Raw genomic sequence first — 20,941 nt, 5'->3', positions numbered from 1 at the left:
CGCCGGCACCGTCGAACCGAGGAGGTAGACGTGCTCTTCCTGGTCGCCGCCCTGCTCCTGCTGGGCATCATCCTGGGCTCGGCCGCCTACCTCCCCTGGCCCGTCACCCTGCTGGCCGGCGCCGTGATCATCGGCTGGCTCGTCGTGTTCGCCGGACGCGAGCGACGCCGGCGCTCCCGCTCCAGGAGGGCCCGACCATGCGGCTGACCGCACCACCCTCCGCCCGCACCGGCCGACGGGACACCGAAGGCATGGCCGTGGCCTCCTTCGTCCTGGGACTCCTCGGACTGCTCGTCCTCAACCTGGTCCTCGGCCCCATCGCCATCGCGCTCGCCCTCCTCGCCCTGCGCCGGGACACACCCCGCCGCTTCCGGGCACTGCTCGGACTGGGCCTCGGCATCGCCGACCTGATCCTCTTCACCGTCCTGGCCTCCGCCCACGGAGCCACCTCCTGGTCGATCTGGAGCGGCTGACCGCTCCAGGCCGCCGACACCGTGATGGCGCCCCCGGGTTTCGGCACGCATCCCCGCCGGGGAAACGTCGCGCGTGCACTCGTACCCGCCACAGCAGCCCGTCCCGTGTCCGACCGGGCGCCGGAGGCGGCTGCGCTTCGACGGCTGGATCGCCGGGGTGGGCACCACGTCCGGCACCCGCCTGGTCGTCGGCCACTGGCCGCGCTCGCCCTTCGGCCCGTTCGGTGACGTGATGCTGGAGCGGGCGGACGGCCACCGGCTCCTGCTGGCGCCCAGCCGGCGGACGGCGGACTTCATCGCCGGCACCTACAGCTTCGACGAGGTGCGGGTGGCGCCGGTGCGGGTCCACGTCGCCGGTGGGCTCTGGACGGTCACCGCGAAACCGCACCTCGAACTGCGCTTCACCGTCGGCCGTCGGCCGCTGCCGGGCCTGCTGCTCGCCGCGGTGCCCGGAGCGCTGGCGGCGCGGCCCGGCTGGACGGCGGTGACCGATCCCCTCGCCCGCCTGCTGCTCGGCCTGCGCACACGAGGAAGCGCCGGGGGCGGCCGACGCGAGTGGTACGGCGCCCGCGATCTGCACCGGATCGTCGCGGCGAGCGTCGTCCACGAGGGCCGCGACCTCGGTTCCCTCGCGCCGGTCGAACCCGCCGTACGGTTCGGATTCGGCTCGGTCCCCCGCTCCCCCGGCCTGGTACGCGTCACGACGACGGTGGGGCCGCCCCGCACGACCGGCCGCCGGCGGGCGTCCTCGGCACGCTGAACCGACGGTGCGTCAATCACGTTGCGTGACTGGGCGGTTGGGGCCACTCATGACGATGTTCCCAGGCGGACGGGGCGGAGCGCTGCGCTCGCCGCTGCCGGCGAACAGCACGGCGCCGTTGACGTACGAGCTGGCCGGGCGGGTGAGGAACGGCACGACCTCGGCGTTCTCGGCGGCGTCGCCGGCGCGGCCGGTGGGCGTTGACGGCGTCCGAGGCGGCGCCATGCTCGCCGGGCGTGCGGCGCCGGCCCCGGTCGCCTTACAGGGGCCGGCGTCCGGTGATGGCGCCGCCCGGATCATCGGCCAGGGCGATGCGTGCGGTGATGCGTTTGCCGACCGGCTCGCGCTGGGCTTCGAAGCCCCGGGCGACGGCCATGACGATCTCCAGGCCGTGCTGGCCGACCCGGCCGGCGTCCGCGGCACGGGCGATCGGCAGTACCGGATCGGAGTCCCACACGGCGACCTCGACCGTGTCACCGGTGAGACGCAGGTCCAGCAGCACCGGTCCGGGGGCGTACTTGCGGGCGTTGGTGACCAGCTCGCTGACCACCAATCGGGTGACATCCATGGCACGCTGCGAGACGGGCAGGCCGTGCTCGGCCTGGAGCCGGGTGAGGAAGCCGGCTGCCAGGTGGCGGGCGCGGGCGATGTCCGTGCCGTCTCCGACCAGGGCTGCACTTGTCTCTATGACCGGCCTGTCCAGCGCAGCGCGGTCTGCCGGTGCCGGGTCTGTCTTTTCCATCACGACCGCCATTCGCTCCCCCGTCCATGTCGTTCCCGCGTTTACCCGCGCAGCCGGGGATCACACCCTGTCTCTTCGGTCGGAGCGGCCACACGTGGACGCGCGCCGGTCCGCACTGGGCAGGAGGGTCCGACTGTGCCAGGATCACCGACATGTCTGAGGTAGAGATGACCGGCCCCGAACACGCCGGGCAGACCGGTCAGCTGTCGGTCGAGACCACCACCGCCGACGGCATCCGCGTGCTGACCCTGGCCGGAGAAATCGACCACCACACCGGCGACACACTCCGCCAGGCCCTGCACGTCCGGGACACTCCCCGCCCGCGGGTCGTGGCCGACCTGCGCCAGGTCACCTTCATGGACTCCAGCGGCATCAACATCTTCATCAGCGCCCACCGTGCCCTCGGCGAGGCCGGCGGCTGGCTTCGTCTGGCCGCTGCCGGCGAGTCCGTGATGCGCACCATCAGCCTCGTCGGCGTCGACAGCGTCATCGACTGCCGCGACACTCTCCGCCAAGCCCTCCTCGCCGACTAGGACTTGTTCTGCTTGAGCTTGTCGAAGATCGCTCGACGCCGCTTCTGCTCAGGTAGGAGCGGATCTCCGGAAACTCACGGCCGACGCCTGCAAGCAGGAAGCAGGGATGCCGCACAGACGTGGGGCCGGGACCGTCAGGTCTTGCGGAGGTCGGGGGCGGGCACGCCGATGAGCAGGCGGCGTGCCGCGTCCCAGGCGGTGTGCAGGGCGCGGCTGACCGCGGGCGGGTCGCTGCCCAGGATCCGTACCCATGCGCCGCAGTCGTCGGGCAGCACGCTCACTCCGAAGGCCGGGCCGGTGTCCGGTAGCGCCTCGTGCAGGGCGTCGGCGATCTCCGCCGCGGGGGCGAGCGGCGAAACGACGTAGAGCGTGGCCATCAGGTCGTGGCCGGCGAACACCGCCGGGCCGGTCACCGAACCGGGCTCGCCGGGGTCCAGCCGTACGGTGTCCACGACCACGAGGTCGTCGTCGCCGCGCGTGATCTCCAGGTCGCTGAAGAGCATGCGGTAGGCGTGCCGTTCGCCGCGGGCTAGCCGGCCGGCGGCGATGGTCTCGCCCAGCAGTACGGTGGCCGTGGGCTCGACGGTCACACGGGTGTGCTGGTAAAAGCGCGCGTCCCGGTACGGAATCAGCGGGTCGGGCAGATACTCGACGTAACTCCCCGCCGCCGCAAAGAGATTGACGACCTGTGTGGCGTGGTCGAACTCCATCCGGTGCAGTTTGGTGGCGGCCTGCGTCGTCAGATGCACCGCCGTGCCGGGGCCGCAGTCGACGTCGACGCGGTTGCGGTCGGCCTGGACGATACCGCCGCCGGTGGACATCAGATAGGTCACCGGCATGTCCGGCCGCAGCGGATCGACGTACAGCGGGCGCATGATCTGGAGCGGTGACTTCTGGTAGCGGTCCACGAGTTCGGTGCGGTCGCCGATGCGCGCGTAGCGCAGTTCGAGCAGGCCGACCTTGCCGGGGCGCCCGGCGGCCAGGGTGTCCGCCGGGCCGGTGAGGTCGAGCATCCGCTCCGGTGTCCGGCGGGGTTCGTAGTGTGCGGGGTCCAGCCGCGCGGGCGCCGTGGTCATGCGGTGGCCGTCTCCTGGCCGGCGGGCCGGGCGGCCTCGTGGGACAGCAGGAAGTCGGCGATGGTCTCCAGGCCCTCTCCGGTCAGGGAGTTGGTGAGCACCACGGGCCGCCCCTGGCGGACGTGGTGGGCGTCGGACTCCATGACGGACAGATCGCAGCGCACGTACTGGGCGATGTCGATCTTGTTGATGACGAGCAGCTCGCACTCGGTGATGCCGGGCCCCCGCTTGCGCGGCATCTTGTCGCCCTCGGCGGTGTCCAGCACGAACAGGAAGAGGTCGACGAGTGCCGGGCTGAACGTGAGGGTGAGGTTGTCGCCGCCGCTCTCGAACAGCAGCGTGTCCACCTCCGGGAAGCGCTCCAGGATCTCGTCGGCCGCGGCCTGGTTCATCGTCGGGTCGTCGCGGACCGCCGTGTGCGGGCAGGCTCCGGTCTCGACACCGACGATGCGGTCCGCGTCGAGGACCCCGGCGAGGGTGCGCCGCACATGGGCGGCGTCCTCGGAGGTGTAGATGTCGTTGGTGATCACCGCCGGGGTGCGGCCGCGGCCGATGAGCACCGGGACGAGCGCCTCGATCAGCGCGGTCTTGCCGGAGCCGACCGGTCCGGCGACGCCGACGCGCAGCACACCGTCCGCGGGACGCTGCACGAACTCGTCGTGATCGTGGTGGTGCCGGGAGCCTCGCACCTGTGTGGGGTCGTGCATGGTGATTCCTTGTCTCTCTGGTGTGGGGGCGGCGGGTCTCTCTGGTGTGGGGGCGGCGGCTAGCTCGCGAAGAGGCGGGCCTCCGCGCGTTCGTGCCGGCCGGCCATGACGTCCGCGACGGGCACGCAGCCGCCGAGATCGGCCGGCTCGCGGCACAGGGCCGCCTCGACGGTCTCCTCGATCACCGGGGCGGCGCCGTGCAGGACGGCCTGCGCCCGGCGGTGGTCGGTGAGCCGCAGGCGCAGGGCGGCCCCCACGAAGCTGGCCGCGAAGGCGAACAGCTCGCAGGTGACCGCCTGCCGGGTGGTGAGCCCGCCCGCCGCGTGGACGACGCCGGCGACGACCGGCTGGCAGCCGCGGACCGTGCCCGCGCGGTACAGCGTCTGGTAGTGCTCGATCTCGGGTGCGCCGTAGACCTCGGCGGTCAGGTCCAGCAGTTGCCGTCCGGTGCGGACGGCGGCCTGCCGGGCCTCGCGGCCCAGCTTGCCGGCGTACAACCGCCGCTCCACGGCGACCACTTGGTCCCAGTCGTCCGCACCGACCGCGCGGTGGGTGAGGGCGAGGGCGGTCGCGTCGGCCGGCCCCGCGCTGTGGCGGAGCAGGTCGTGCAGGAGGGCGGGCAGGGACCGCGGGTCGACCGCGCGGGACTGCTGGAAGCCTTCGAGGCCGTGGGAGAGGGTGTAGTAGCCGCTGGGAAAGGCCGAGTCCGTGAGCTGGAGCCCGGTCAGCAGCGCCTGGATCGGCATCGGGTCGTTCACGCCGGGTCTCCGTTCCTTCGGGATGGACGACGGCCGCCGCGAGGCGACTTGCGCGCCCCGCGGCCGCCCTGCCGGGTCAGACGATGTAGAACAGCTGATTGAGCGGGAGGCGTTCGGCCGGCTCGATGGTGGCGGGCTCGCCGTCCACGGTGACCTTGTAGGTCTCCGGGTCCACCTCGATGCGCGGCAGCGCATCGTTGCGGACCATGTGCTGCTTGCCGACGGTCCGGCAGCGCCGCACCGGCTCGATCCGGCGCCGCAGGTCCAGCTCGCCGGGCACGCCGGCGGCGATGGACGCCTGGGACATGAAGGTGACCGAGGTACGCTCCTTGGCCCGCCCGTGGGTGCCGAACATCGGCCGGTAGTAGACCGGTTGGGGCGTCGGCAGGGAGGCGTTGGGGTCGCCCATCAGCGCCCAGTTGACCATGCCGCCCTTGATGATCAGCTTGGGCTTGGCGGCGAAGGAATGGATCGGCCAGAGCACGATGTCGGCGAGCTTGCCGGGCTCCAGCGAGCCGATCACATCGGCGGCGCCCACCGCGATGGCCGGGTTGATGGTGAGCTTCGCCAGGTAGCGCAGGACGCGGGCGTTGTCGTTGCGGGAGCTGTCCTCGGCCAGCGCGCCGCGCATCTCCTTGCAGTGGTGCGCGGTCTGGAAGGCGCGGGCGAAGGACTCGCCGACCCGGCCCATGGCCTGGGAGTCGGAGGAGAAGATGCTGATCACGCCGAGGTCGTGCAGCACCGTCTCGGCCGCGATGGTCTCGGCGCGCACCCGGCTGTCGGCGAACGAGACGTCCTCGGGGATGTCGCGGGACAGGTGGTGGCAGACCATCACCATGTCCAGCAGTTCGTCCACCGAGTTGATGGTGTACGGCAGGGCGGGGTTGGTCGAGGCGGGGAGCACGTTGGGTTCGCCGGAGACCCGCATGATGTCGGGTGCGTGGCCGCCGCCCGCGCCCTCGGTGTGGAAGGTGTGGATGGTCCGGCCATCGATCGCGGAGAGGGTGTCCTCGAAGAAGCCGCCCTCGTTGAGGGTGTCGGTGTGGATGGCGAGCTGTACGTCGTACTCGTCGGCGACGCGCAGCGCGTTGTCGATGACGGCCGGGGTGGCGCCCCAGTCCTCGTGCACCTTCAGGCCGGCCACGCCCGCGTCGACCTGCTCGCGCAGCGCCTCGGGCAGGCTGCCGTTGCCCTTGCCGAGCAGGCCGACGTTGACCGGCAGGTCCTCGGCGGCCTCCAGCATCCGGTGGATGTTCCAGGGGCCGGGGGTGCAGGTGGTGCCGTTGCTGCCGTCGGTCGGGCCGGTGCCGCCGCCGAAGAAGGTGGTGATGCCGTTGGACAGGCCCTCCTGAGCCTGCTGCGGCGAGATGAAGTGGATGTGGGTGTCGACGCCGCCGGCGGTGGCGATCAGGTGCTCGCCGGAGATCACTTCGGTGCCGGGGCCGATGACCAGCTTGGGGTCGACGCCGTTCTGGAGATGGGGGTTGCCCGCCTTGCCGACGCCGACGATCAGGCCGCCGCGGACGCCGATGTCGCCCTTGACGACGCCCAGGACCGGGTCCAGGACCACGACGTTGGTGATCACCAGGTCCAGGGCGCCCTCGCGGTTCAGCGCGGCGGGGTCCTGGGCCATGCCGTCCCGGATGGCCTTGCCGCCGCCGTAGACGGCCTCGTCGCCGTAGGAGCCCGCGTTGTGGTCGTACTCGACCTCGACGACCAGATTGGTGTCGGCGAGGTGGAACCGGTCGCCCACCGTGGGTCCGAACAGGTCGGTGTACTGCCGGCGCGGGATGATCGCCATCAGTTCTCAGCTCCCTCGTTCTCGGTGTCGGCGCTGCCCGCCGTGGTGGCGAACTCCCGCTGCCCGGCACGGAGCAGCGCGGTCCGCCGGGTGGCGTCGGCGTTCAGGCCACCGTTGACGAGTCCGGCGAAGCCGACGAGCCGCCGGGCGCCGCCGAACGCGCACAGCTCGACCTCGCGGGTGTCGCCGGGTTCGAAACGCACGGCGGTGCCGGACGGGATGTCCAAGCGCATGCCGTACGCGGCCTCGCGGTCGAACCACAGCGCGCGGTTGACCTCGAAGAAGTGGTAGTGCGAGCCGATCTGGACAGCACGGTCGCCGGTGTTGGCGACGGTGAGACTGACCTTGGCCCGGCCGGAGTTGATCTCCACGGGGTCGTCCCCGTAGAGGTAGTGGGCTCCACCCGACATCGTTGGTCTCCTCGGTGGTTCAGGCGCTGATCGGGTCGTGGCAGGTGACCAGCTTCGTGCCGTCCACGAACGCCGTCTCGACCTGGAGGACGGTGAGCATCTCGCGCACTCCGGGCATGACCTCGTCGGCGGTGACGACCTTGCGGCCCAGTTCCATGCACTCGGCCACGGTGTGGCCGTCCCGTGCGCCTTCGAGCACGGCCTCGGTGATCAGCGCGGCCGCTTCGCTGTAGTTGAGCTTGGTGCCCCGGTCCCTGCGGCGCCGGGCCAGGTCCGCCACCACGTAGACGTGAAGCTTGTCGATTTCGCGGGGTGCGAGGTTCATCGCGTCACTTCGCTTTCTCGTACGACATGCCGGGCCGGTCCATCGCCGGCGCGGCCGCCAGGAAGAGCCAGGTCGTCACCACGAACGGCCAGGTAAAAGGTGATCCGCCGGACGGCTGGGCAAAAGCCGTCCAGGCGGTGGTGAAGGGCACCGAGGCCACGACGGCGAGTGCGGCGTAGCCCGCGGTCCACGGGGTGGGAGCCAGGAAGGTCGTCGCCAGCGCGATGGCGACGAGCACCGCGTTGTAGCCGTACAGCCCCTCGCTCAGACGGTCGGCGGGCAGGCCCATCGCACAGGCGGTCAGGATCGCCAGGGCACTGCCGCAGGCGGCGGCCGCGGCCGTGCGCCAGGAGGTGAGGAGCAGTCCGGCCAGCAGGATCAGGCCCGCGTACCACTTGTCGAGGAAGAAGACCTGTCCGATGTTGTCGCAGAAGGCGTGCCCGATGTCCGCCTTCGAGGGGCCGGCGGTCCGGGCGACCGCAGCCGCTGGTGCCGCGGTGGGCTTGGGCAGCGCGATCGTCATGCCGCCGGCGACGAGACAGTACGGGGCGGTGAGCACGGGCAGGCTCGGGCGCTCCAGGAGCCGGGCGGCGGCCGTGGTCAGCACCGAGCAGACCGCCGCGGCGAGGACGACGAGCAGCGCGGTGCGCCAGGAGGCGCCGGACCGGACGAGGAGCGCGATGCCGACGAGGCAGCCGCAGTACCCTTCGAGCCCCTGTTCCAGACGGTCGTCCCGGTCGCCGCGGAGCGCCGCCGCCGTGGCCGTGGACGCCACCGTGCCGAGCAGACCGAACACCCCGATCCGCCAGTCGTCGGCGAGCAACGCGACGAGGAACAGCAGCCCTGTCCATGGGTTCGCGCTGAGCGCGACCTGCGCGATGCCGCGCAGCTGTGTCCGCCCGACAGCGATCGGTCTCCAGCCCGCCGGCCGCAGCGCCTGATCCGCTGTAGGCATGGGCATCCTCCCTGCGTGAGGACATGTCAAAGCCATCAACTCCCCTGCGTCGGGGAGAAGATGCGATTCCTTCAACAACTTGTTGAAGACTACGCCCGGCTTCCGGCCGCCAAGATCGAAACTGCTCGGTGACCGCCCGGACACAGAACGGGATCACCTCAGGAAGACCGGCCTGACCGCGGGTCCGGGGCATGGGGGCTTGACCTCGATCCAGCGATTCGTTGAACGTCTCTTGGAGGGATCGAGGCGAAGATCAGAACAATCGGTTCGTCACGCGTCACGGGGGGCGCTCCGACGCCGCCAGTGCGGCGGAGGGATGACGTGGGGTGAGGCAGGCCGTTGGGTGGCCCGAGAGCGGCGCCGGCTGCGGGCGGTTCCGCCGGCCAACCGCCGGTGCAGGCCCCGGCTTCCGGCGCCCGGCTGGTCAGGGGCCGCCTCGCTCGGCGTCCAGCAGGCCCTGTTTCCCCGTACATCCGAGGTCGACCGGCATGCACGCCTGACGGCATCGGAAAATGGTCTGAAGCCGGCGACGAGTCCGGCGGGTCAGCTGCGGACAAACCGTGCCGGATCGGCCAGGTAGCGGTCGAGGTCCGGGTCTTCTTCGAGTGCGTAGAACTCGTCGTAAATCCGCCATTCCGGGCCGAGTTCGGCGCGGAGGCGGTCGAGCGCCTGGCGTACCGCCTCGTTGAATTCGCGGCACTCCGCTTCACGCCAAGGCCCTGGGTCCGGAGGATAGTCCCAGTTCAACGACGTATCGTAGCGAGCTATCAGCGCCTTCAGGCCGTCGCGGAGGTCGTGACTGATCGGCAGTCGGTCCAGATCGACCGGGTACCCCCACGCATCCCGGTCCTCAGAGGCCGCCCATAGGACACCGCCTGATCCCGCGTCGAAGAAGAACCTGGCTGTGGGCATGGCGTCGACCTCTCGATATGTGTATCGGTGCAAGCGGTGACCACCGTACTCAACGGGGTTGGCGCCGCAGCCCCGCCCTGGTGCGCAGGTGGTCCAGGGCCACGCGGGCCGCAGTGCCGAGGACGTTCTCGCAGGTGGGTGCGCCGAGCGTCAGCGGCCGGGTGAGCACGGCGATCGCGTACCGCTGTCCGTCGGGAAAGGTGACCACGCCCACGTCGGTGGCGGTTCGAGCGATGCGAATAGCGCAGGTTGCGAAGGGTGAAACGCGGGGCTTACGGGGCGCACTCTCGGTGGCGCGGCGACGTGGCCCGCGAAGAGGATGAGCGCCTGAGCAGACGCTCCCAGGCGCTCAGGGAAGTGGTGCCGAAGTGCGTTCACGCGCACTGGTCGGCGGCGGCCCCGGCGCCGTCACCGGCGCAGCCAACTGGTTCGGAGACGGCGGCCGAGGCGTCAGCGGCCCGCCCGGTGCCCGCGAGCAGCCCTGGCGGTCGTCGTCGTGATGCGACCGGCTGCCCCTGGCCGGAGCGGAAGGCCGAGCACGGCCGCGGCTCAGGCGACCGTCAGCACGATCTTGCCGGTGGTGCGGCCCTGCTCACCGATCTCGTGCGCCTTCGCGGCCTCTGCCAGCGGCACGACGGTGTCGATCACCGGGTGCAGCGCGCCCCGCTCCACCAGGGCGGTGATCTCGCGCAGGCCCAAGTGGTCGGGTTCGACCAGCATCCACACCACCCGCACCCCGTCCGGCGCCGTGGGAACGTCGTCCGGGCCGGGCAGGGTGATCAGCCGGCCGCCGGCCCGCAGGACCGTAAGGGAGCGTTCGGCCGTTTCCCCGCCGAGTCCGTCCAGCACCACGTCGATGTCGCTCACGACGTCCTCGAACCGGACCGCGCGGTAGTCGATCACCTCGTCCGCGCCCAGTTGGCGCACCAGGTCGTGCTTGGCCGCGCTGGCCGTGCCGATGACGTACGCGCCGCGCGCCTTGGCGATCTGTACGGCGAGGTGACCGACCCCGCCGGCGGCCGCGTGCACCAGCACCCGCTCGCCGGGGCGCACATCGGCGGTGTCCACGAGCGCCTGCCAGGCGGTGAGCGCGGCGAGCGGCAGGGCCGCCGCCTCCACGTGCGTCAAGGACGCCGGCTTGGGGGCGAGGTGCCGGGCCGGTGCCACCACGTACTCGGCGTAGGCGCCCGCCTGGCGGGGGAACGACGGCATTCCGTACACCTCGTCACCAGGGCGGAACACGCCCACACCGGGGCCGACGGCCTCGATCGTGCCGGACACGTCCCATCCGACCGCCGGCACCGCGCCCCACTCGACGAGGGCCCCACTGGCACGCGTCTTCCAGTCCACCGGGTTCACCCCGGCCGCGTGCACCCGGACCAAGACCTCGTTCAGCCCCGGTTCCGGGCGCCGCACCTCCCGCTCGACCAGGTTCTCGGCCCCGCCCCACTGCTCCACGACCACCGCGCGCATCGTCTTTCCTCGTCCTTCGCTGTTCTTCGCTTCGTATCGGTCCGCGCCAGGGGTCCCGGCGCGACGAAGCCCAGCATCGGTCACCGCGTCTCGCCACGGTGTTGGCCGTACGGCCACTATGTGCCAGGATTCGGCCATGGACGGCGCGCAGTGGACGACGGTAAAGAGCGAGACCCGCCGCGTGGGCGGCACCCCGCGGCGGCACCGGATCGCCGTGCTCGCTCTGCCGGGGGTCCCGCCGTTCGAACTCGGCATCCCCTCACGCGTTTTCGGCAGCGTGCGGGATGCCGAGGGCCGCCCGCTGTACGACGTCACCGTCTGCACCGCCGACGGCGCCCCCGTGCCCAGCGACGCGGGCTTCACCGTTCAGCCCGCGGCCGGCCCGGAGGCCATGGCCGCGGCGGACACCGTGATCGTCCCGCCCACGCACGCCATGCCCGAACTGGGCCGTGGCGGACCGCTGCCCGCCGGGGTCGCCGCGGCCATCGCCGGCATCCGGCCCGGTACCCGGCTGGTGTCCATCTGCACCGGGTCCTACGTCCTCGCGGCGGCCGGACTGCTCGACGGCCGCCCGGCCACCACCCACTGGAACCTCGCCCCGGAGTTCCGCCGGGCCTACCCCAAGGTCAAGCTCGACGAGGAAGTCCTCTTCGTCGACGACGGCGACATACTGACCTCCGCGGGCGTGGCCGCCGGCGTCGACCTGTGCCTGCACATGATCCGCCGCGACCACGGGGCCGCCGCCGCGAACCGGGCCGCCCGTATGTGTGTCGTACCGCCCTGGCGGGACGGCGGGCAGGCACAGTACATCGACCGCCCGGTACCCGAGCCCACCGTCGCCAGCACCACCGCGACCCGCGCGTGGGCCCTGGAGCACCTCGGTGAGCCGCTCACCCTCGCCCGGCTCGCCGAGCATGCCCGGATGAGCCTGCGCTCCTTCAGCCGCAGATTCCGCGACGAGGTCGGCATGACTCCGGTGCAGTGGCTCACCGCACAGCGCCTGGAGCTCGCCAAACAGTTGCTGGAGACGACCGACCTGTCGATCGACCTGGTCGCGCACCGGGCCGGCTTCGGTACGGCGAACTCGCTGCGCGCGCACATGAGAACGGCCTTCGGGGTGTCGCCCGCCTCCTACCGCCGTACCTTCAGCGCGAACGAGCACGCGCCGGTTCGGCGCCGGGCCGATGAACACACCGGGTTCGGGATGCCGACCGGATCGAGCGCCCGCTTCCCCGCGCGGAGCGCCGAGGCGCAGGGCTCGCTCAGCGCCTGACGCCCCCGGCGGACGGCGGCCTCGAAGTGGTTGGGGGTGGCGGCAGCGATGTCGCCCGCGCCGGGCCGGTGGAGAGATGCCCGTCGGGCCGACAGTTGCGTTGCCGGTCCGGTGAGCAGATGCCGCGGAGCTGCTGCCGGAGCGGTCCCGGACGGTTCCGGACGGTTCCGGACGGTTCCGGTCACGGACAGAGCTCGCGACCCGCACCGTGCTCCTGGTCCGTTCAGGGTTGCCGGCGGGTCGCGCTCACGGTGCCGGACGGCCGGTGGGAGCGTCTTCCTGCTCGTCCTTGTCCCACGGCGGGTAGCTGGGCCAGGAGTCGAGCAGGGTGGCCGATCCGGTCGAGATGTAGATGCCGGGGCCGCCCTGGGCTCCGCAGCCGGCACCGCCCTGCACGACACCGATCTGGTAGAAGACCTCGCGACCCGGCACGGTGCGGATCAGGGGGCCGCCGCTGTCCGCCCCACAGGCGTCGACGCCTTCACGGCCGGCGCAGATCTGGGTCTGCGCGTTGATGTGGTCCGAGATCCGGCATTCGTCGCGGGACAGGAGCGGCACGTCGACGCTGTGGAGCCGGTCGGGCTTGTGGTGGAGAACGTCGTCGGTGAGGCCCCAGCCGAGGACGGTTGCCTCCTGGCCGGGGCGGAGCATCGCGTCGGTGCCTCTGGTCGGCAGCCGTACGGGAGTGATGTCGCTGACTTCCTTGTCGAGCTGCACCAGTGCGATGTCGTAGTCGTCGTGGTTCGTGTAGTAGCGCGGGTGGATTTCGACCCGGACATGGTGGCGGAAGTGGCCCTTGCCGGTGTCGGAGAGCTGGGTACGCCCGACGATCAGGTCGAAGTCGCTCTGCTCCCATCCCTCGACGCAGTGCGCGGCGGTCAGTACCCATTCCCGGTGGACGAGGGTTCCGCCGCAGTACTGGTTGCGGTAGTCGCCCTGACCGGGACGGTGATGCACGAGCGCCGTCATGAACGGGTACGCGTCATCGGCCACCTCACCGCCGCCGATGATGCGCCGGTGGGCGGCCGACGTTCCGGCCGCACTCACCGTCAGCAGACCGGCAGCCAGGGCCGCGGCGAGTCCCAGCCTGGCTCCGCGCCACCTTGGCGGCCGGACACCGGGGCTCCGGGGGAGCCGATCGCTGAAGACAGCGCGGGGTGTTCCTGCCCGCGGCGGGGGCCGGCGGCGCGCGCAGGTTCCCTACGACGGCGACTCGACGGCGCCACCAGCGGTCCGCCCGTCGGTGCGGAACCGCCAATGGGAGTCACCGCTCTCAGCACGGCCTCCCCCACCGCGCATACCGCCGCCCAGATCTTCTGTCTCATACCGCCGGTGTCCCTTCGTCACGAGGTCGCGGGTCACGTGGATAGCGCCAGATCCACCCTCCGTACGACGCCCGAGCCCGGACACTCCCCCGGACGGACGACCGTGTTCACCGAAGAAACGATCAGACCGAGCCGCCAACTAGCGCACGAACCCAGCGCACGCACCCCGCTCTCCGTCCCTGCCTCCAGCGATGCCCTGCGGGCACCAGGCGGGCACAGCCCGGTCCGGCTGAGACGCCCCGTGCACCATGGCAGTGCCCGGCCTGCCGCATGCCGACGCGGTCCGAATGGCTCGTTCGACCACCACGCTGCCGGGCTGAACGACGCCACCACCATCCCGCTGATCGAATGGCGGTCGCCGAACTGAACGGCGCAGTGCCAGGCGGCGCGGGCTGCGCTCCAGCACCCGGACGACCGGCGCGCGACGTACGGACGTGGGGGTGGGCGGAGGTGCGGGGCTCAGGTAGGCGGAGCGGGCAGTACACCCGGCGTACTCCAGTCGATCATATGAAGACTCGTCGTTCATTTTTGAGGTGGCGGACGGTGCGGAAATCGGAGGAGTAGGAGGCCAATCCGAGGAGGCGGCACCGTGCTCGACGTCCACCAGCTGCTGGCCGACTGTCTTCGGGACACACGCGGCATTCCAATCGGAACGGTGCCGGTCGATGCGGATGATCCGGGCTACGAGGCGGCCCGTACGACTTTTCTGACGGCCGGTCTGTCCGCGCTCCGCGACGACTTGCCGGAGTCCGGGTGGGTGCAGGTCAACCTCGCACCGGCGCCGGGGACTTGGCCGCAGGCTTACCGGGTCGTCGCCGACGCGGCCCGTGAGCTGATCGCGGTCGGGGCGGTGCGTTCCTTCTTCTTCATGCACAAACCACCGGGACTGCGGGTCCGCTTCGAGGCCCCGGCACCGGCCGACGCCGCACTCCTGCGCACGGAACTGCTGGACCGGTTCCGGAAGTTGGACGGGGGGCTGCGGCCGCCGCTGTGCGGGGTGTACGAGCCGGAGACGTATCTGTTCGGCGGCCCGCTGTCCATGCGGTACGTGCACGAGCTGTTCACGGTGGACTCACTCGCCTGACTCGACCACCATCTCGGCAGCGCGGACGACGGCCCAGCCCGGTCGGCTGCCGACTGGCGGGTCTCCCTCGTACTGCTGGACAGTCTGCTCCGGGGCCTTGCGGTCGTCGGGTGGGAGCATCGCGGGGTCTGGCAGGTGGTGCGCGACGACGCCGGGCGCAGCCTTCCCGGCCTGGCCGTGGACGGCGATGCCCGCCAGGCCGCCGCCGGTATCGCCGACGTCTGGCGCGCCGGACGCGAGGGCCTGCTCGCGTCCGTGCCACCGCGACGGCGCGCTGTGGTGGAGGCGCACGCGGACGCCGTACGCCGGGTTGCCGAGCGGTGGCGCAGCGGGTATTTCGACTCCGGGGAGGCCGTGATCGGTCCCCGGCGCGCCGCCGCCCACCACGCCGTCTTCCACTGGAACCGGGGCCGGCTGTCCCTGGCCCGGCAGTGCCTGCTGACCCAGGCCCTCGCCGATGAAGGGACACTGCGGTGAGCGGGGTCGCGCGGCTGGGCGGCACAGCGCTGCTGCGCGTGGCCGGCATGCCGCTGGGCGCGTGGGCGGCGGCAGGCAACCCGAAGCTGTGTGCCCGCGTGGCCGAGCATGCCGAGCAGGAGGAGCGGTGGGCCGGACGCGCGCGGGCGCTGGCCGGACAGCTGGGCGTCACCGTCGTACCGCACCCGGATCTGGCACCCGGTGACCGCCGGGCCGTGCTGGCGCTGCGGCGGCGGCTGCACCGCGGTGCGGCCCCCGGCCCGGCGGACTGCCGGCTGCTGGAGGGCCTGCCCGCCGCGGAGTTCCTTGCCGCGGAGGCCCGGCGGCTGTCCCATGAGGCCGAGTCGTCCGCCGCCGCTCTGCTGGAACTGGAGCGTGCGGTGGGCGAGGAGCGGGAGCGGGTGGCGGAACTGGGCTGGTCCCTGGTGCGCGAGGCCCCGGTCATGGGCACGTTTGTGGAGGAGGCGGAACCGGGGCTCGCCGCCGACGTGGCCCGTCGGCTGGCCGCCGGCGGCTCCGGGAGCGAGAAGCCGCTGCGCAAGCGCGGGGCGTACCTGTGGCGTGCGCTGGGCCGGGTGGCGGCGAAGACGACCCCGCGCGGGTGGGCTGGGCAGGTCGCCCTGCTGCCGGTCGGCCCGCCGCGCGAGGACATGGGCGGGGATCACTCGCTTCGGCTCCTCGCGGCCGGTGCGGCCCTCGGCTCGGTGGCGGCCGAGACCGTGGAGAACGTCCACCTGTTGCGCGCCCGGCTCGCCGGCACCGATCTGCGGGCCGCCGGCCCCGCGACGCCGCTGGCCCCCGCGCCGCTGCACTTCCTCCAGTCCCCCGGCCCCGCGGACGGCCCCGGTGTGCTGCGCTGTTGGGCGATCGACCCCGGTGAGCGCGGCCGGATGCGGGAGGTCGTCCTGCGGCGCACCCGTCCCCTGGAGAGCGTGCTCGCCCTCCTGGCCGACGGGCCACGAACGCTCGGGGAGGTCGAGGCGGCCCTGCTCGGCACGGTCGCCGTTCAGGCGGCGGCTCCCGGCCGGGACGTACTGCGCGGGTTCCTCGCCCACCTGCTCGAACTCGGCGTCCTCCAGGTCTGCGCCGCCCCGCGCCGCAGCACCGGGGCCTGGACCGGCGCCGAGGAGGTCCGAGCCCGTGGCACCCTCCCGCACCCGGTGCCGGACGCCCCGGCCGCCGCCCCCCATCCCTGGTTCACGGACTCCTACCGGACCTGCTCCAGCGCGGTCCCCGCGCCCGCCGCCGAACTCGTGTGGCAGGCCCTCGGCATCGCCGCGCGGGTGGCCTGGCTGCGGGACGCCGACCGGCTGGGGGCGGCGGACGGACGGCACTCGCTGCCCCCGGTCGACCGGCGTCCGCTGCCGCCGGAACTGGAGGGGCCCGGTGAACAGCCCTGCCCGCTCGGGGCGATCCTCGTGCGGCACCTGTCCGACGGCTCCGCTCCGCGCCAGCCGGGGTCGCCGCACCGGTACACCGGCTGGCATCCCGCCAGGACGCCCGGCTCCGGGTACGCCCGGCTGCTCGCCCACCTGGCCGGGCGCGCCGACGAGGAACAGGTGGACCTGGACGAGGCCCTGCTGGACGCGCTGGGCGCCCCTCCCGCCCGTACGGCGCTGCCGCCCTGGCCCCTGGACTGCCTGTTACGCCCCCTGCGCAGCCCCGGTCCGCCGGCGGTACTGGAGACCGCCTCGCCCGCGGGTGTGCTGGACGCCCGGTTCGCCGCCGCACTGGACACCCTGCACGGCGGCTACCCGCACGCCGATGGGTACCGCGCCTTCCTCGCGGCCGTGGAGCGGCTGTCGGGGGCCCGGTTCGTGGAGTTGCTGGTGCCACCGCTGGCCGAGCGCGCCGCCAACGCCGTACGCCGCCCGGTCCTCACCGGCTGGTGGAGCGGCGACCCGGACCCGGCGCCGTATCAGGGATCGGGCGGTCCGGCAGCCCGCTATCTGCCGCTGGACCGCATCACCCTGCGGCGGGACGGCCACCAGGTCGTCGCCGAGACCGACGGGCAGCGGGTGCTTCCCATCCACCACGCCACCCGGACCCCGCTGCCCCCCCCTACGACATCCTGCTGCGTCTGCTGCCGGCGGCCGGCCACCCCTCGGCATCCCGGTTCATCCGCCTGGACGGACTGACGGAAGCCCTCCCCGAGGCGGGCCGGGTGCCCCGGTTGACCGTCGCCGGCACCCTGGTGGTCAGTCCGGCCGGCTGGCGGGTGCCCCGTGACCTGCTGTGGCGGCGCGGGGACGGTGACCTGGCCAAGGTGCGCGCGCTCACCGGCCTCGTCCGCGACGCCGGGCTCCCCCGCTTCGCGTTCGTCAGGGCCGCCGCGGCGGCGAGACCGGCGCCCGTCGACTTCGCCGCGCTGACCGCCGTACCCCTGCTGGAGCGGCTGTGCGCGCACCAGCCCGGAGCGGACCTCCTGGTCGAGGAGATGCTTCCCGGCCCCGACGGCCTGTCGCTCCGTGACCCGCTGCACGGCGGCGCCACCGTCGCCGCCCAGCTGCTGCTACGGCTTCCCGCCGACCAGGACACCGAAGAACTCGCGGCACGCGCCGCCGCCGCGCTGTGCGGCGCTCCCAGCCTCCCCGGCGCGCCCGCCCCCAGCGGGCGGGCCGCCGGGGCGGACCCCACCATCACCGCTCCTGAAGGAGCAGAACCATGCCCGTATCCACCGAATTCACCGACCTCGACGCCCTGATCGGCGACCTCGACGAGCGCATCACCGAGAGCAGCCTGCCGTCGGCTCATGCCTACAGCATGGAGTGCAGCGGCGTGTGTACCGTCATCGTCTGCGGCACCGTGGTGATCTGCTGACACCTCCTCAGGCGGCCTGGGGGCTCAGCTCAGGCCGCCTGAGACCCGCGGCACCGGATGCCGCCTCACCGGTGCCCCGCCCGTACGTCGGGGCGGTTCGCCGGCCCGTCGCACCGACGTCCCGAAGGAGAGACGGCATGCCGCGGAGCGCCGAGAGCGCCCGGAGCGTCGAAGGACACGAGCACATCGGCACCGCCGTCACCGCTCTCGCGGTCCGCCTCCTGGATGCCTGGGCCGTCCGGCCCGGCGGGAGCACGGCCGAGCCGCCTTCCGATCCGGGCATCCCCATCCTGGCGGCCTTGGTGCACGGAACCGGAGCGCCCGGAGCCGAGGAGTCAGCCGCCCGTGCCGTCGCTGTCTGGGCCCGCACCGCCGGCCGGGGCCCCGGACACCGCGGTCTGTACGACGGGGGCCTCGCCGGGACCCTGGTGGGCCTCCGCCTGGGCGCTCGGGTGCAGCCACCGCTGCACGCGGCTGCCGACCGGCTCCGCGACCACCTGGTGCGCAGCGCCCCGGCGGGCCACCGGCGCCGTGAGCAGCTCACCTTCCCGGACTACGCCCTGATGGTCGGGCCGTCCGGCATCCTGCTCGCCCTGTGCGCCGGAACCCGCCCGGCGCCGCGGGAGATCCGGCCGTTCGCCGGGTACCTGGCCGCGCTGTGCGACGCCGACGACCTGCCGCGGCTGCGCACGGTGGGCTACGCCGGCCACCCGCACCTGGACTGGCTGGACGGGCGGATCAACACCGGCCTGGGGCACGGCGTCGCCATAGTCGTCGCCGCACTGACCGCGGCGGTCCGCGGGCTGGGCCCGGACCCCGGTCTGCTGCGCGCGCTGCGGCACGCGACCGGGTGGCTGACCCGGCAGTCCTTCGTCGACGGCCGGGCCATCCGCACCTGGGACGGCGCCGGGCTCGACGGCCCGCCGCCCGCCACACCGCGTGCCCGCCAGGCCTGGTGCTACGGCACTCCGGGCGTGTCCTGGACGCTGTGGAACGCGGCGGACGCCACCGGCGACCCGGACACGGCCACCTGGGCCGCGGCGGCCTTCACCACGCTCGCCGAACGGTACGACGAAGGGTTCCACCTCTTCGGCGACCGGCCGGGCGACCTGCTGGGCGTGTGTCACGGGGCCGCGGGCGTGCTGGCGGTGGCGGACACGTTCGATCGCCATGCCGCACTGCCCGCCGCGGCCGTTCTCAAGGCACGCTTGATCACCCACTTGGGGAACCGCCTGCCCGTGGTGGAGGCGCTCGGCACGGAGTGCATAGGGCTGCTCGGCGGGGCGGCGGGCCCGCTGTGCGCCCTGCTCACCTCCCTCCACGGCAGCTCACGCGCGTGGCTGCCGTGCCTGGCGCTGCGCTGAACGGCGATGGAGCGGTTCTTGGTGACTGTGCCAACCGGTTGGCAGACGGAGCCCCTTGATTTCGCCCAGCGGGCCACACGCCTGTGCCGTACTGGCAGCGCGGATGCCCCTGGTCATGCGGTGCCGCGGGGCCGACGGGTGCGGGCGAACTGACGGTGGACGTCGCGGAGGCAGGCACGTCCGAGGAGTTCCGGGACATGGCCGAGGCGTCGCCCGGCTGCTCGATCCGCGCGCCAGGGGCAGAGGGTGAGCGCGTCACGGGGGGGGCGCCGGCGTTGTCGAGTACCAACGGGGCACGCGCCGCCGACGACCCACGAGTGTCGGTGCCTTGAGACCGCTGCTCCGGGGCGTGTTCGACGCGCTGGCGCTCATCGATGGCCTTCAGCGCAACGGCGGCCGGCCCGCGCACCGCACGGGCAGTCCGTCGTCAGCACGCCGGCGGGGGTGGTGTCATACGCTCACGTACCTGCCGGTTGGCGGCTGCGGGCGGGGCCGGTAACTGTGGCGCATTGGCGGGCAGTTGGACCCTGGGGGCGCCAGGGGCGTTGCTGTCAGCGGGTGGTGAGCATGCCTTCCCGCAGGCGGGCGAGGGTGCGGGAGAGCAGGCGGGAGACGTGCATCTGGGAGACACCGAGGCGTTCGCCGATCTGGGCCTGGGTCAGTTCTTCGACGAAGCGCATGTGGATGATCTGCCGGTCCCGTTCGTCGAGTTCGGCGATCAGCGGGGCCAGGGCGTGGAAGTCCTCGACCAGTTCCAGCGCCTGGTCTTCGCTGCCGATGAAGTCCTGCAGGGCGCTCTCGCCGTCCTCGCTGCCGCCAAGGGTGGCGTCCAGGGAGGAGGAGTTGTAGCCGTTCGCGGCCAGGCGGGCTTCCCGCACCTCGTCCTCGGGCAGGCACATGAGGTCCGACAGCTCCTTGACCGTCGGCGTGCGGCCGAGGCGGCTGCGGAGTTCCTCCGTGGCGCGGGCGAGCTGGACTCGGGCTTCCTGCAATCGGCGGGGCACGTGCACGGCCCAGGTGGTGTCGCGGAAGAACCGCTTGATCTCGCCGACGATGTAGGGGATGGCGAAGGAGGTGAACTCCACCTGCCGGGACAGCTCGAACCGGTCGATCGCCTTGATCAGGCCGATCATGCCGACCTGGACGATGTCCTCCATCTCCTCCGGCCCCCGGCTGCGGAACCGGCCGGCCGCGAAGCGCACCAGGGACATGTTCATCTCGATCAGCGTGTTGCGCGCGTAGCTGTACTCCGGAGTGCCCTCCTCCAGCGTCGCCAGCCGATCGAAGAACAACCGCGACAGCTCACGTGCGTCCTTCGGCGGGACCTGAGCGGGGTCCACGACCTCCGGCAGGCCGACCAGACCCGTGTCCGCCTTCGCCGCAGTCACTGTCGCCATGATGTTTTCCTCCCCTGTCCCTGCACTTGCCGACCCGCTACGAGCCGACGTTGCGGCGCCTACCCGGGCATTTGCCGATCATGCCCCAACCGGAAGCAGCCGCGCCGCTCCCTCCGGGAGCGGCTACGGTTCCGATGAGGCTGGTGCCCATACAAAGCCGATTGCACCGGATTTCCCGGATCGGGGTGTTCCGCGCCGGGCATGGCTGCGGGGCCCGGAGGACCGGGGACCGCGGGGCGGGAGCGTCGCTCTGCACGTTCCCAACAATACCAACAA

At 72.5% G+C, this 20,941-nt stretch carries 24 protein-coding genes; 11 read left to right on the top strand and 13 right to left on the bottom strand.

Annotation, left to right across the window (positions count from 1 at the left end; translation table 11 throughout):
• The first annotated feature begins 30 nt into the window (after positions 1-30).
• The 3 genes from AC069R_RS05375 to AC069R_RS05365 all read left to right on the top strand — a co-directional run bounded on the left by AC069R_RS05375 (position 31) and on the right by AC069R_RS05365 (position 1,233).
• Complete coding sequence (locus AC069R_RS05375; RefSeq protein ID WP_478764709.1) at positions 31-207, top strand: hypothetical protein; 177 nt, start codon at positions 31-33, stop codon at positions 205-207.
• On the top strand, positions 198-473 hold the full coding sequence (locus AC069R_RS05370; RefSeq protein WP_478764608.1) for a DUF4190 domain-containing protein: 276 nt from the start codon (positions 198-200) through the stop codon (positions 471-473). The genes AC069R_RS05375 and AC069R_RS05370 overlap by 10 nt, the downstream gene beginning before the upstream one ends.
• 73 nt (positions 474-546) lie before the next feature.
• Entirely contained in the window at positions 547-1,233 is a 687-nt protein-coding gene (locus tag AC069R_RS05365; RefSeq protein WP_478764707.1) for a hypothetical protein, read from the top strand.
• A 259-nt stretch (positions 1,234-1,492) separates the two neighbouring features.
• Here AC069R_RS05365 and AC069R_RS05360 read toward each other — a convergent pair whose 3' ends face one another.
• Positions 1,493-1,975 carry an ATP-binding protein gene (locus tag AC069R_RS05360; protein WP_478764705.1) on the bottom strand — a complete coding sequence of 161 codons (483 nt, stop codon included), beginning with the start codon at positions 1,973-1,975 and terminating at the stop codon, positions 1,493-1,495.
• Between the two features lie 152 nt (positions 1,976-2,127).
• Between AC069R_RS05360 and AC069R_RS05355 the strand changes: the two genes are divergently transcribed.
• Positions 2,128-2,508: an STAS domain-containing protein gene (locus AC069R_RS05355; RefSeq protein ID WP_478764703.1), complete on the top strand. Its 381-nt coding sequence runs from the start codon at positions 2,128-2,130 to the stop codon at positions 2,506-2,508.
• A gap of 134 nt (positions 2,509-2,642) precedes the next feature.
• On the opposite strand, the gene AC069R_RS05350 is transcribed toward AC069R_RS05355, so the two are convergent.
• The 10 genes from AC069R_RS05350 to AC069R_RS05305 all read right to left on the bottom strand — a co-directional run bounded on the left by AC069R_RS05350 (position 2,643) and on the right by AC069R_RS05305 (position 10,925).
• Positions 2,643-3,584: an urease accessory protein UreD gene (locus tag AC069R_RS05350; RefSeq protein ID WP_478764701.1), complete on the bottom strand. Its 942-nt coding sequence runs from the start codon at positions 3,582-3,584 to the stop codon at positions 2,643-2,645.
• Positions 3,581-4,291 (bottom strand): urease accessory protein UreG, encoded by a 711-nt coding sequence (ureG, locus tag AC069R_RS05345; RefSeq protein ID WP_478764699.1) that lies wholly within the window; start codon positions 4,289-4,291, stop codon positions 3,581-3,583. Before ureG ends, AC069R_RS05350 begins: the two co-directional genes overlap by 4 nt.
• Before the next feature lie 59 nt (positions 4,292-4,350).
• Entirely contained in the window at positions 4,351-5,037 is a 687-nt protein-coding gene (locus AC069R_RS05340; RefSeq protein ID WP_478764769.1) for an urease accessory protein UreF, read from the bottom strand.
• 88 nt (positions 5,038-5,125) lie between these two features.
• Positions 5,126-6,850 (bottom strand): urease subunit alpha, encoded by a 1,725-nt coding sequence (ureC, locus tag AC069R_RS05335; RefSeq protein WP_478764697.1) that lies wholly within the window; start codon positions 6,848-6,850, stop codon positions 5,126-5,128.
• A complete protein-coding gene (locus tag AC069R_RS05330) occupies positions 6,850-7,260 on the bottom strand; it encodes an urease subunit beta (RefSeq protein WP_478764696.1) in 411 nt (136 codons plus the stop codon). The genes ureC and AC069R_RS05330 overlap by 1 nt, the downstream gene beginning before the upstream one ends.
• 19 nt (positions 7,261-7,279) lie before the next feature.
• Complete coding sequence (locus AC069R_RS05325; RefSeq protein WP_478764695.1) at positions 7,280-7,585, bottom strand: urease subunit gamma; 306 nt, start codon at positions 7,583-7,585, stop codon at positions 7,280-7,282.
• A 4-nt stretch (positions 7,586-7,589) separates the two neighbouring features.
• Positions 7,590-8,540 carry an urea transporter gene (locus AC069R_RS05320; RefSeq protein WP_478764694.1) on the bottom strand — a complete coding sequence of 317 codons (951 nt, stop codon included), beginning with the start codon at positions 8,538-8,540 and terminating at the stop codon, positions 7,590-7,592.
• A gap of 543 nt (positions 8,541-9,083) precedes the next feature.
• Positions 9,084-9,452 carry a hypothetical protein gene (locus AC069R_RS05315; protein ID WP_478764693.1) on the bottom strand — a complete coding sequence of 123 codons (369 nt, stop codon included), beginning with the start codon at positions 9,450-9,452 and terminating at the stop codon, positions 9,084-9,086.
• 49 nt (positions 9,453-9,501) lie between these two features.
• Positions 9,502-9,660, bottom strand: coding sequence for a hypothetical protein (locus tag AC069R_RS05310; protein ID WP_478764691.1), 159 nt, complete (start codon positions 9,658-9,660; stop codon positions 9,502-9,504).
• A 341-nt stretch (positions 9,661-10,001) separates the two neighbouring features.
• Positions 10,002-10,925, bottom strand: a complete 924-nt coding sequence (locus AC069R_RS05305) for an NADP-dependent oxidoreductase (RefSeq protein WP_478764690.1) — start codon at positions 10,923-10,925, stop codon at positions 10,002-10,004.
• A gap of 136 nt (positions 10,926-11,061) precedes the next feature.
• Between AC069R_RS05305 and AC069R_RS05300 the strand changes: the two genes are divergently transcribed.
• A complete protein-coding gene (locus AC069R_RS05300; protein WP_478764688.1) occupies positions 11,062-12,198 on the top strand; it encodes a GlxA family transcriptional regulator in 1,137 nt (378 codons plus the stop codon).
• A 246-nt stretch (positions 12,199-12,444) separates the two neighbouring features.
• On the opposite strand, the gene AC069R_RS05295 is transcribed toward AC069R_RS05300, so the two are convergent.
• Entirely contained in the window at positions 12,445-13,245 is an 801-nt protein-coding gene (locus tag AC069R_RS05295; protein WP_478764686.1) for a S1 family peptidase, read from the bottom strand.
• Between the two features lie 867 nt (positions 13,246-14,112).
• On the opposite strand from AC069R_RS05295, the gene AC069R_RS05290 reads away from it, so the two are divergent.
• The 6 genes from AC069R_RS05290 (at position 14,113) to AC069R_RS05265 (ending at position 19,268) form a co-directional block, all read left to right on the top strand.
• Positions 14,113-14,607, top strand: coding sequence for a thiopeptide-type bacteriocin biosynthesis protein (locus AC069R_RS05290; RefSeq protein ID WP_478764685.1), 495 nt, complete (start codon positions 14,113-14,115; stop codon positions 14,605-14,607).
• Positions 14,608-14,742: 135 nt separating this feature from the next.
• Positions 14,743-15,084, top strand: a complete 342-nt coding sequence (locus AC069R_RS05285) for a hypothetical protein (protein WP_478764684.1) — start codon at positions 14,743-14,745, stop codon at positions 15,082-15,084.
• Positions 15,081-17,222 carry a lantibiotic dehydratase gene (locus AC069R_RS05280; protein ID WP_478764682.1) on the top strand — a complete coding sequence of 714 codons (2,142 nt, stop codon included), beginning with the start codon at positions 15,081-15,083 and terminating at the stop codon, positions 17,220-17,222. The genes AC069R_RS05285 and AC069R_RS05280 overlap by 4 nt, the downstream gene beginning before the upstream one ends.
• A gap of 26 nt (positions 17,223-17,248) precedes the next feature.
• Positions 17,249-17,788, top strand: a complete 540-nt coding sequence (locus AC069R_RS05275) for a hypothetical protein (protein WP_478764680.1) — start codon at positions 17,249-17,251, stop codon at positions 17,786-17,788.
• Positions 17,749-17,904 carry a hypothetical protein gene (locus AC069R_RS05270; protein ID WP_478764679.1) on the top strand — a complete coding sequence of 52 codons (156 nt, stop codon included), beginning with the start codon at positions 17,749-17,751 and terminating at the stop codon, positions 17,902-17,904. Before AC069R_RS05275 ends, AC069R_RS05270 begins: the two co-directional genes overlap by 40 nt.
• A gap of 137 nt (positions 17,905-18,041) precedes the next feature.
• A complete protein-coding gene (locus tag AC069R_RS05265) occupies positions 18,042-19,268 on the top strand; it encodes a lanthionine synthetase LanC family protein (protein ID WP_478764677.1) in 1,227 nt (408 codons plus the stop codon).
• Between the two features lie 551 nt (positions 19,269-19,819).
• Here AC069R_RS05265 and AC069R_RS05260 read toward each other — a convergent pair.
• Complete coding sequence (locus AC069R_RS05260; RefSeq protein WP_478764676.1) at positions 19,820-20,665, bottom strand: RNA polymerase sigma factor SigF; 846 nt, start codon at positions 20,663-20,665, stop codon at positions 19,820-19,822.
• Positions 20,666-20,941 lie beyond the last annotated feature (276 nt).

The organism is Streptomyces sp. NPDC043952 (assembly GCF_056435325.1).
The sequence above is the reverse complement of the archived record's forward strand: the minus strand, read 5'-3'. Positions and strand labels throughout refer to the sequence as shown.

Excerpts from the sequence above, each read along its gene's own strand:
- AC069R_RS05370 (WP_478764608.1), top strand. The coding sequence starts at position 198 with ATGCGGCTGACCGCACCACCCTCCGCCCGCACCGGCCGACGGGACACC.
- AC069R_RS05360 (WP_478764705.1), bottom strand. The coding sequence starts at position 1,975 with ATGGAAAAGACAGACCCGGCACCGGCAGACCGCGCTGCGCTGGACAGG.
- AC069R_RS05355 (WP_478764703.1), top strand. The coding sequence starts at position 2,128 with ATGTCTGAGGTAGAGATGACCGGCCCCGAACACGCCGGGCAGACCGGT.
- AC069R_RS05350 (WP_478764701.1), bottom strand. The coding sequence starts at position 3,584 with ATGACCACGGCGCCCGCGCGGCTGGACCCCGCACACTACGAACCCCGC.
- ureG (WP_478764699.1), bottom strand. The coding sequence starts at position 4,291 with ATGCACGACCCCACACAGGTGCGAGGCTCCCGGCACCACCACGATCAC.
- AC069R_RS05340 (WP_478764769.1), bottom strand. The coding sequence starts at position 5,037 with ATGCCGATCCAGGCGCTGCTGACCGGGCTCCAGCTCACGGACTCGGCC.
- ureC (WP_478764697.1), bottom strand. The coding sequence starts at position 6,850 with ATGGCGATCATCCCGCGCCGGCAGTACACCGACCTGTTCGGACCCACG.
- AC069R_RS05330 (WP_478764696.1), bottom strand. The coding sequence starts at position 7,260 with ATGTCGGGTGGAGCCCACTACCTCTACGGGGACGACCCCGTGGAGATC.
- AC069R_RS05325 (WP_478764695.1), bottom strand. The coding sequence starts at position 7,585 with ATGAACCTCGCACCCCGCGAAATCGACAAGCTTCACGTCTACGTGGTG.
- AC069R_RS05320 (WP_478764694.1), bottom strand. The coding sequence starts at position 8,540 with ATGCCTACAGCGGATCAGGCGCTGCGGCCGGCGGGCTGGAGACCGATC.
- AC069R_RS05315 (WP_478764693.1), bottom strand. The coding sequence starts at position 9,452 with ATGCCCACAGCCAGGTTCTTCTTCGACGCGGGATCAGGCGGTGTCCTA.
- AC069R_RS05305 (WP_478764690.1), bottom strand. The coding sequence starts at position 10,925 with ATGCGCGCGGTGGTCGTGGAGCAGTGGGGCGGGGCCGAGAACCTGGTC.
- AC069R_RS05300 (WP_478764688.1), top strand. The coding sequence starts at position 11,062 with ATGGACGGCGCGCAGTGGACGACGGTAAAGAGCGAGACCCGCCGCGTG.
- AC069R_RS05270 (WP_478764679.1), top strand. The coding sequence starts at position 17,749 with ATGCCCGTATCCACCGAATTCACCGACCTCGACGCCCTGATCGGCGAC.
- AC069R_RS05265 (WP_478764677.1), top strand. The coding sequence starts at position 18,042 with ATGCCGCGGAGCGCCGAGAGCGCCCGGAGCGTCGAAGGACACGAGCAC.
- AC069R_RS05260 (WP_478764676.1), bottom strand. The coding sequence starts at position 20,665 with ATGGCGACAGTGACTGCGGCGAAGGCGGACACGGGTCTGGTCGGCCTG.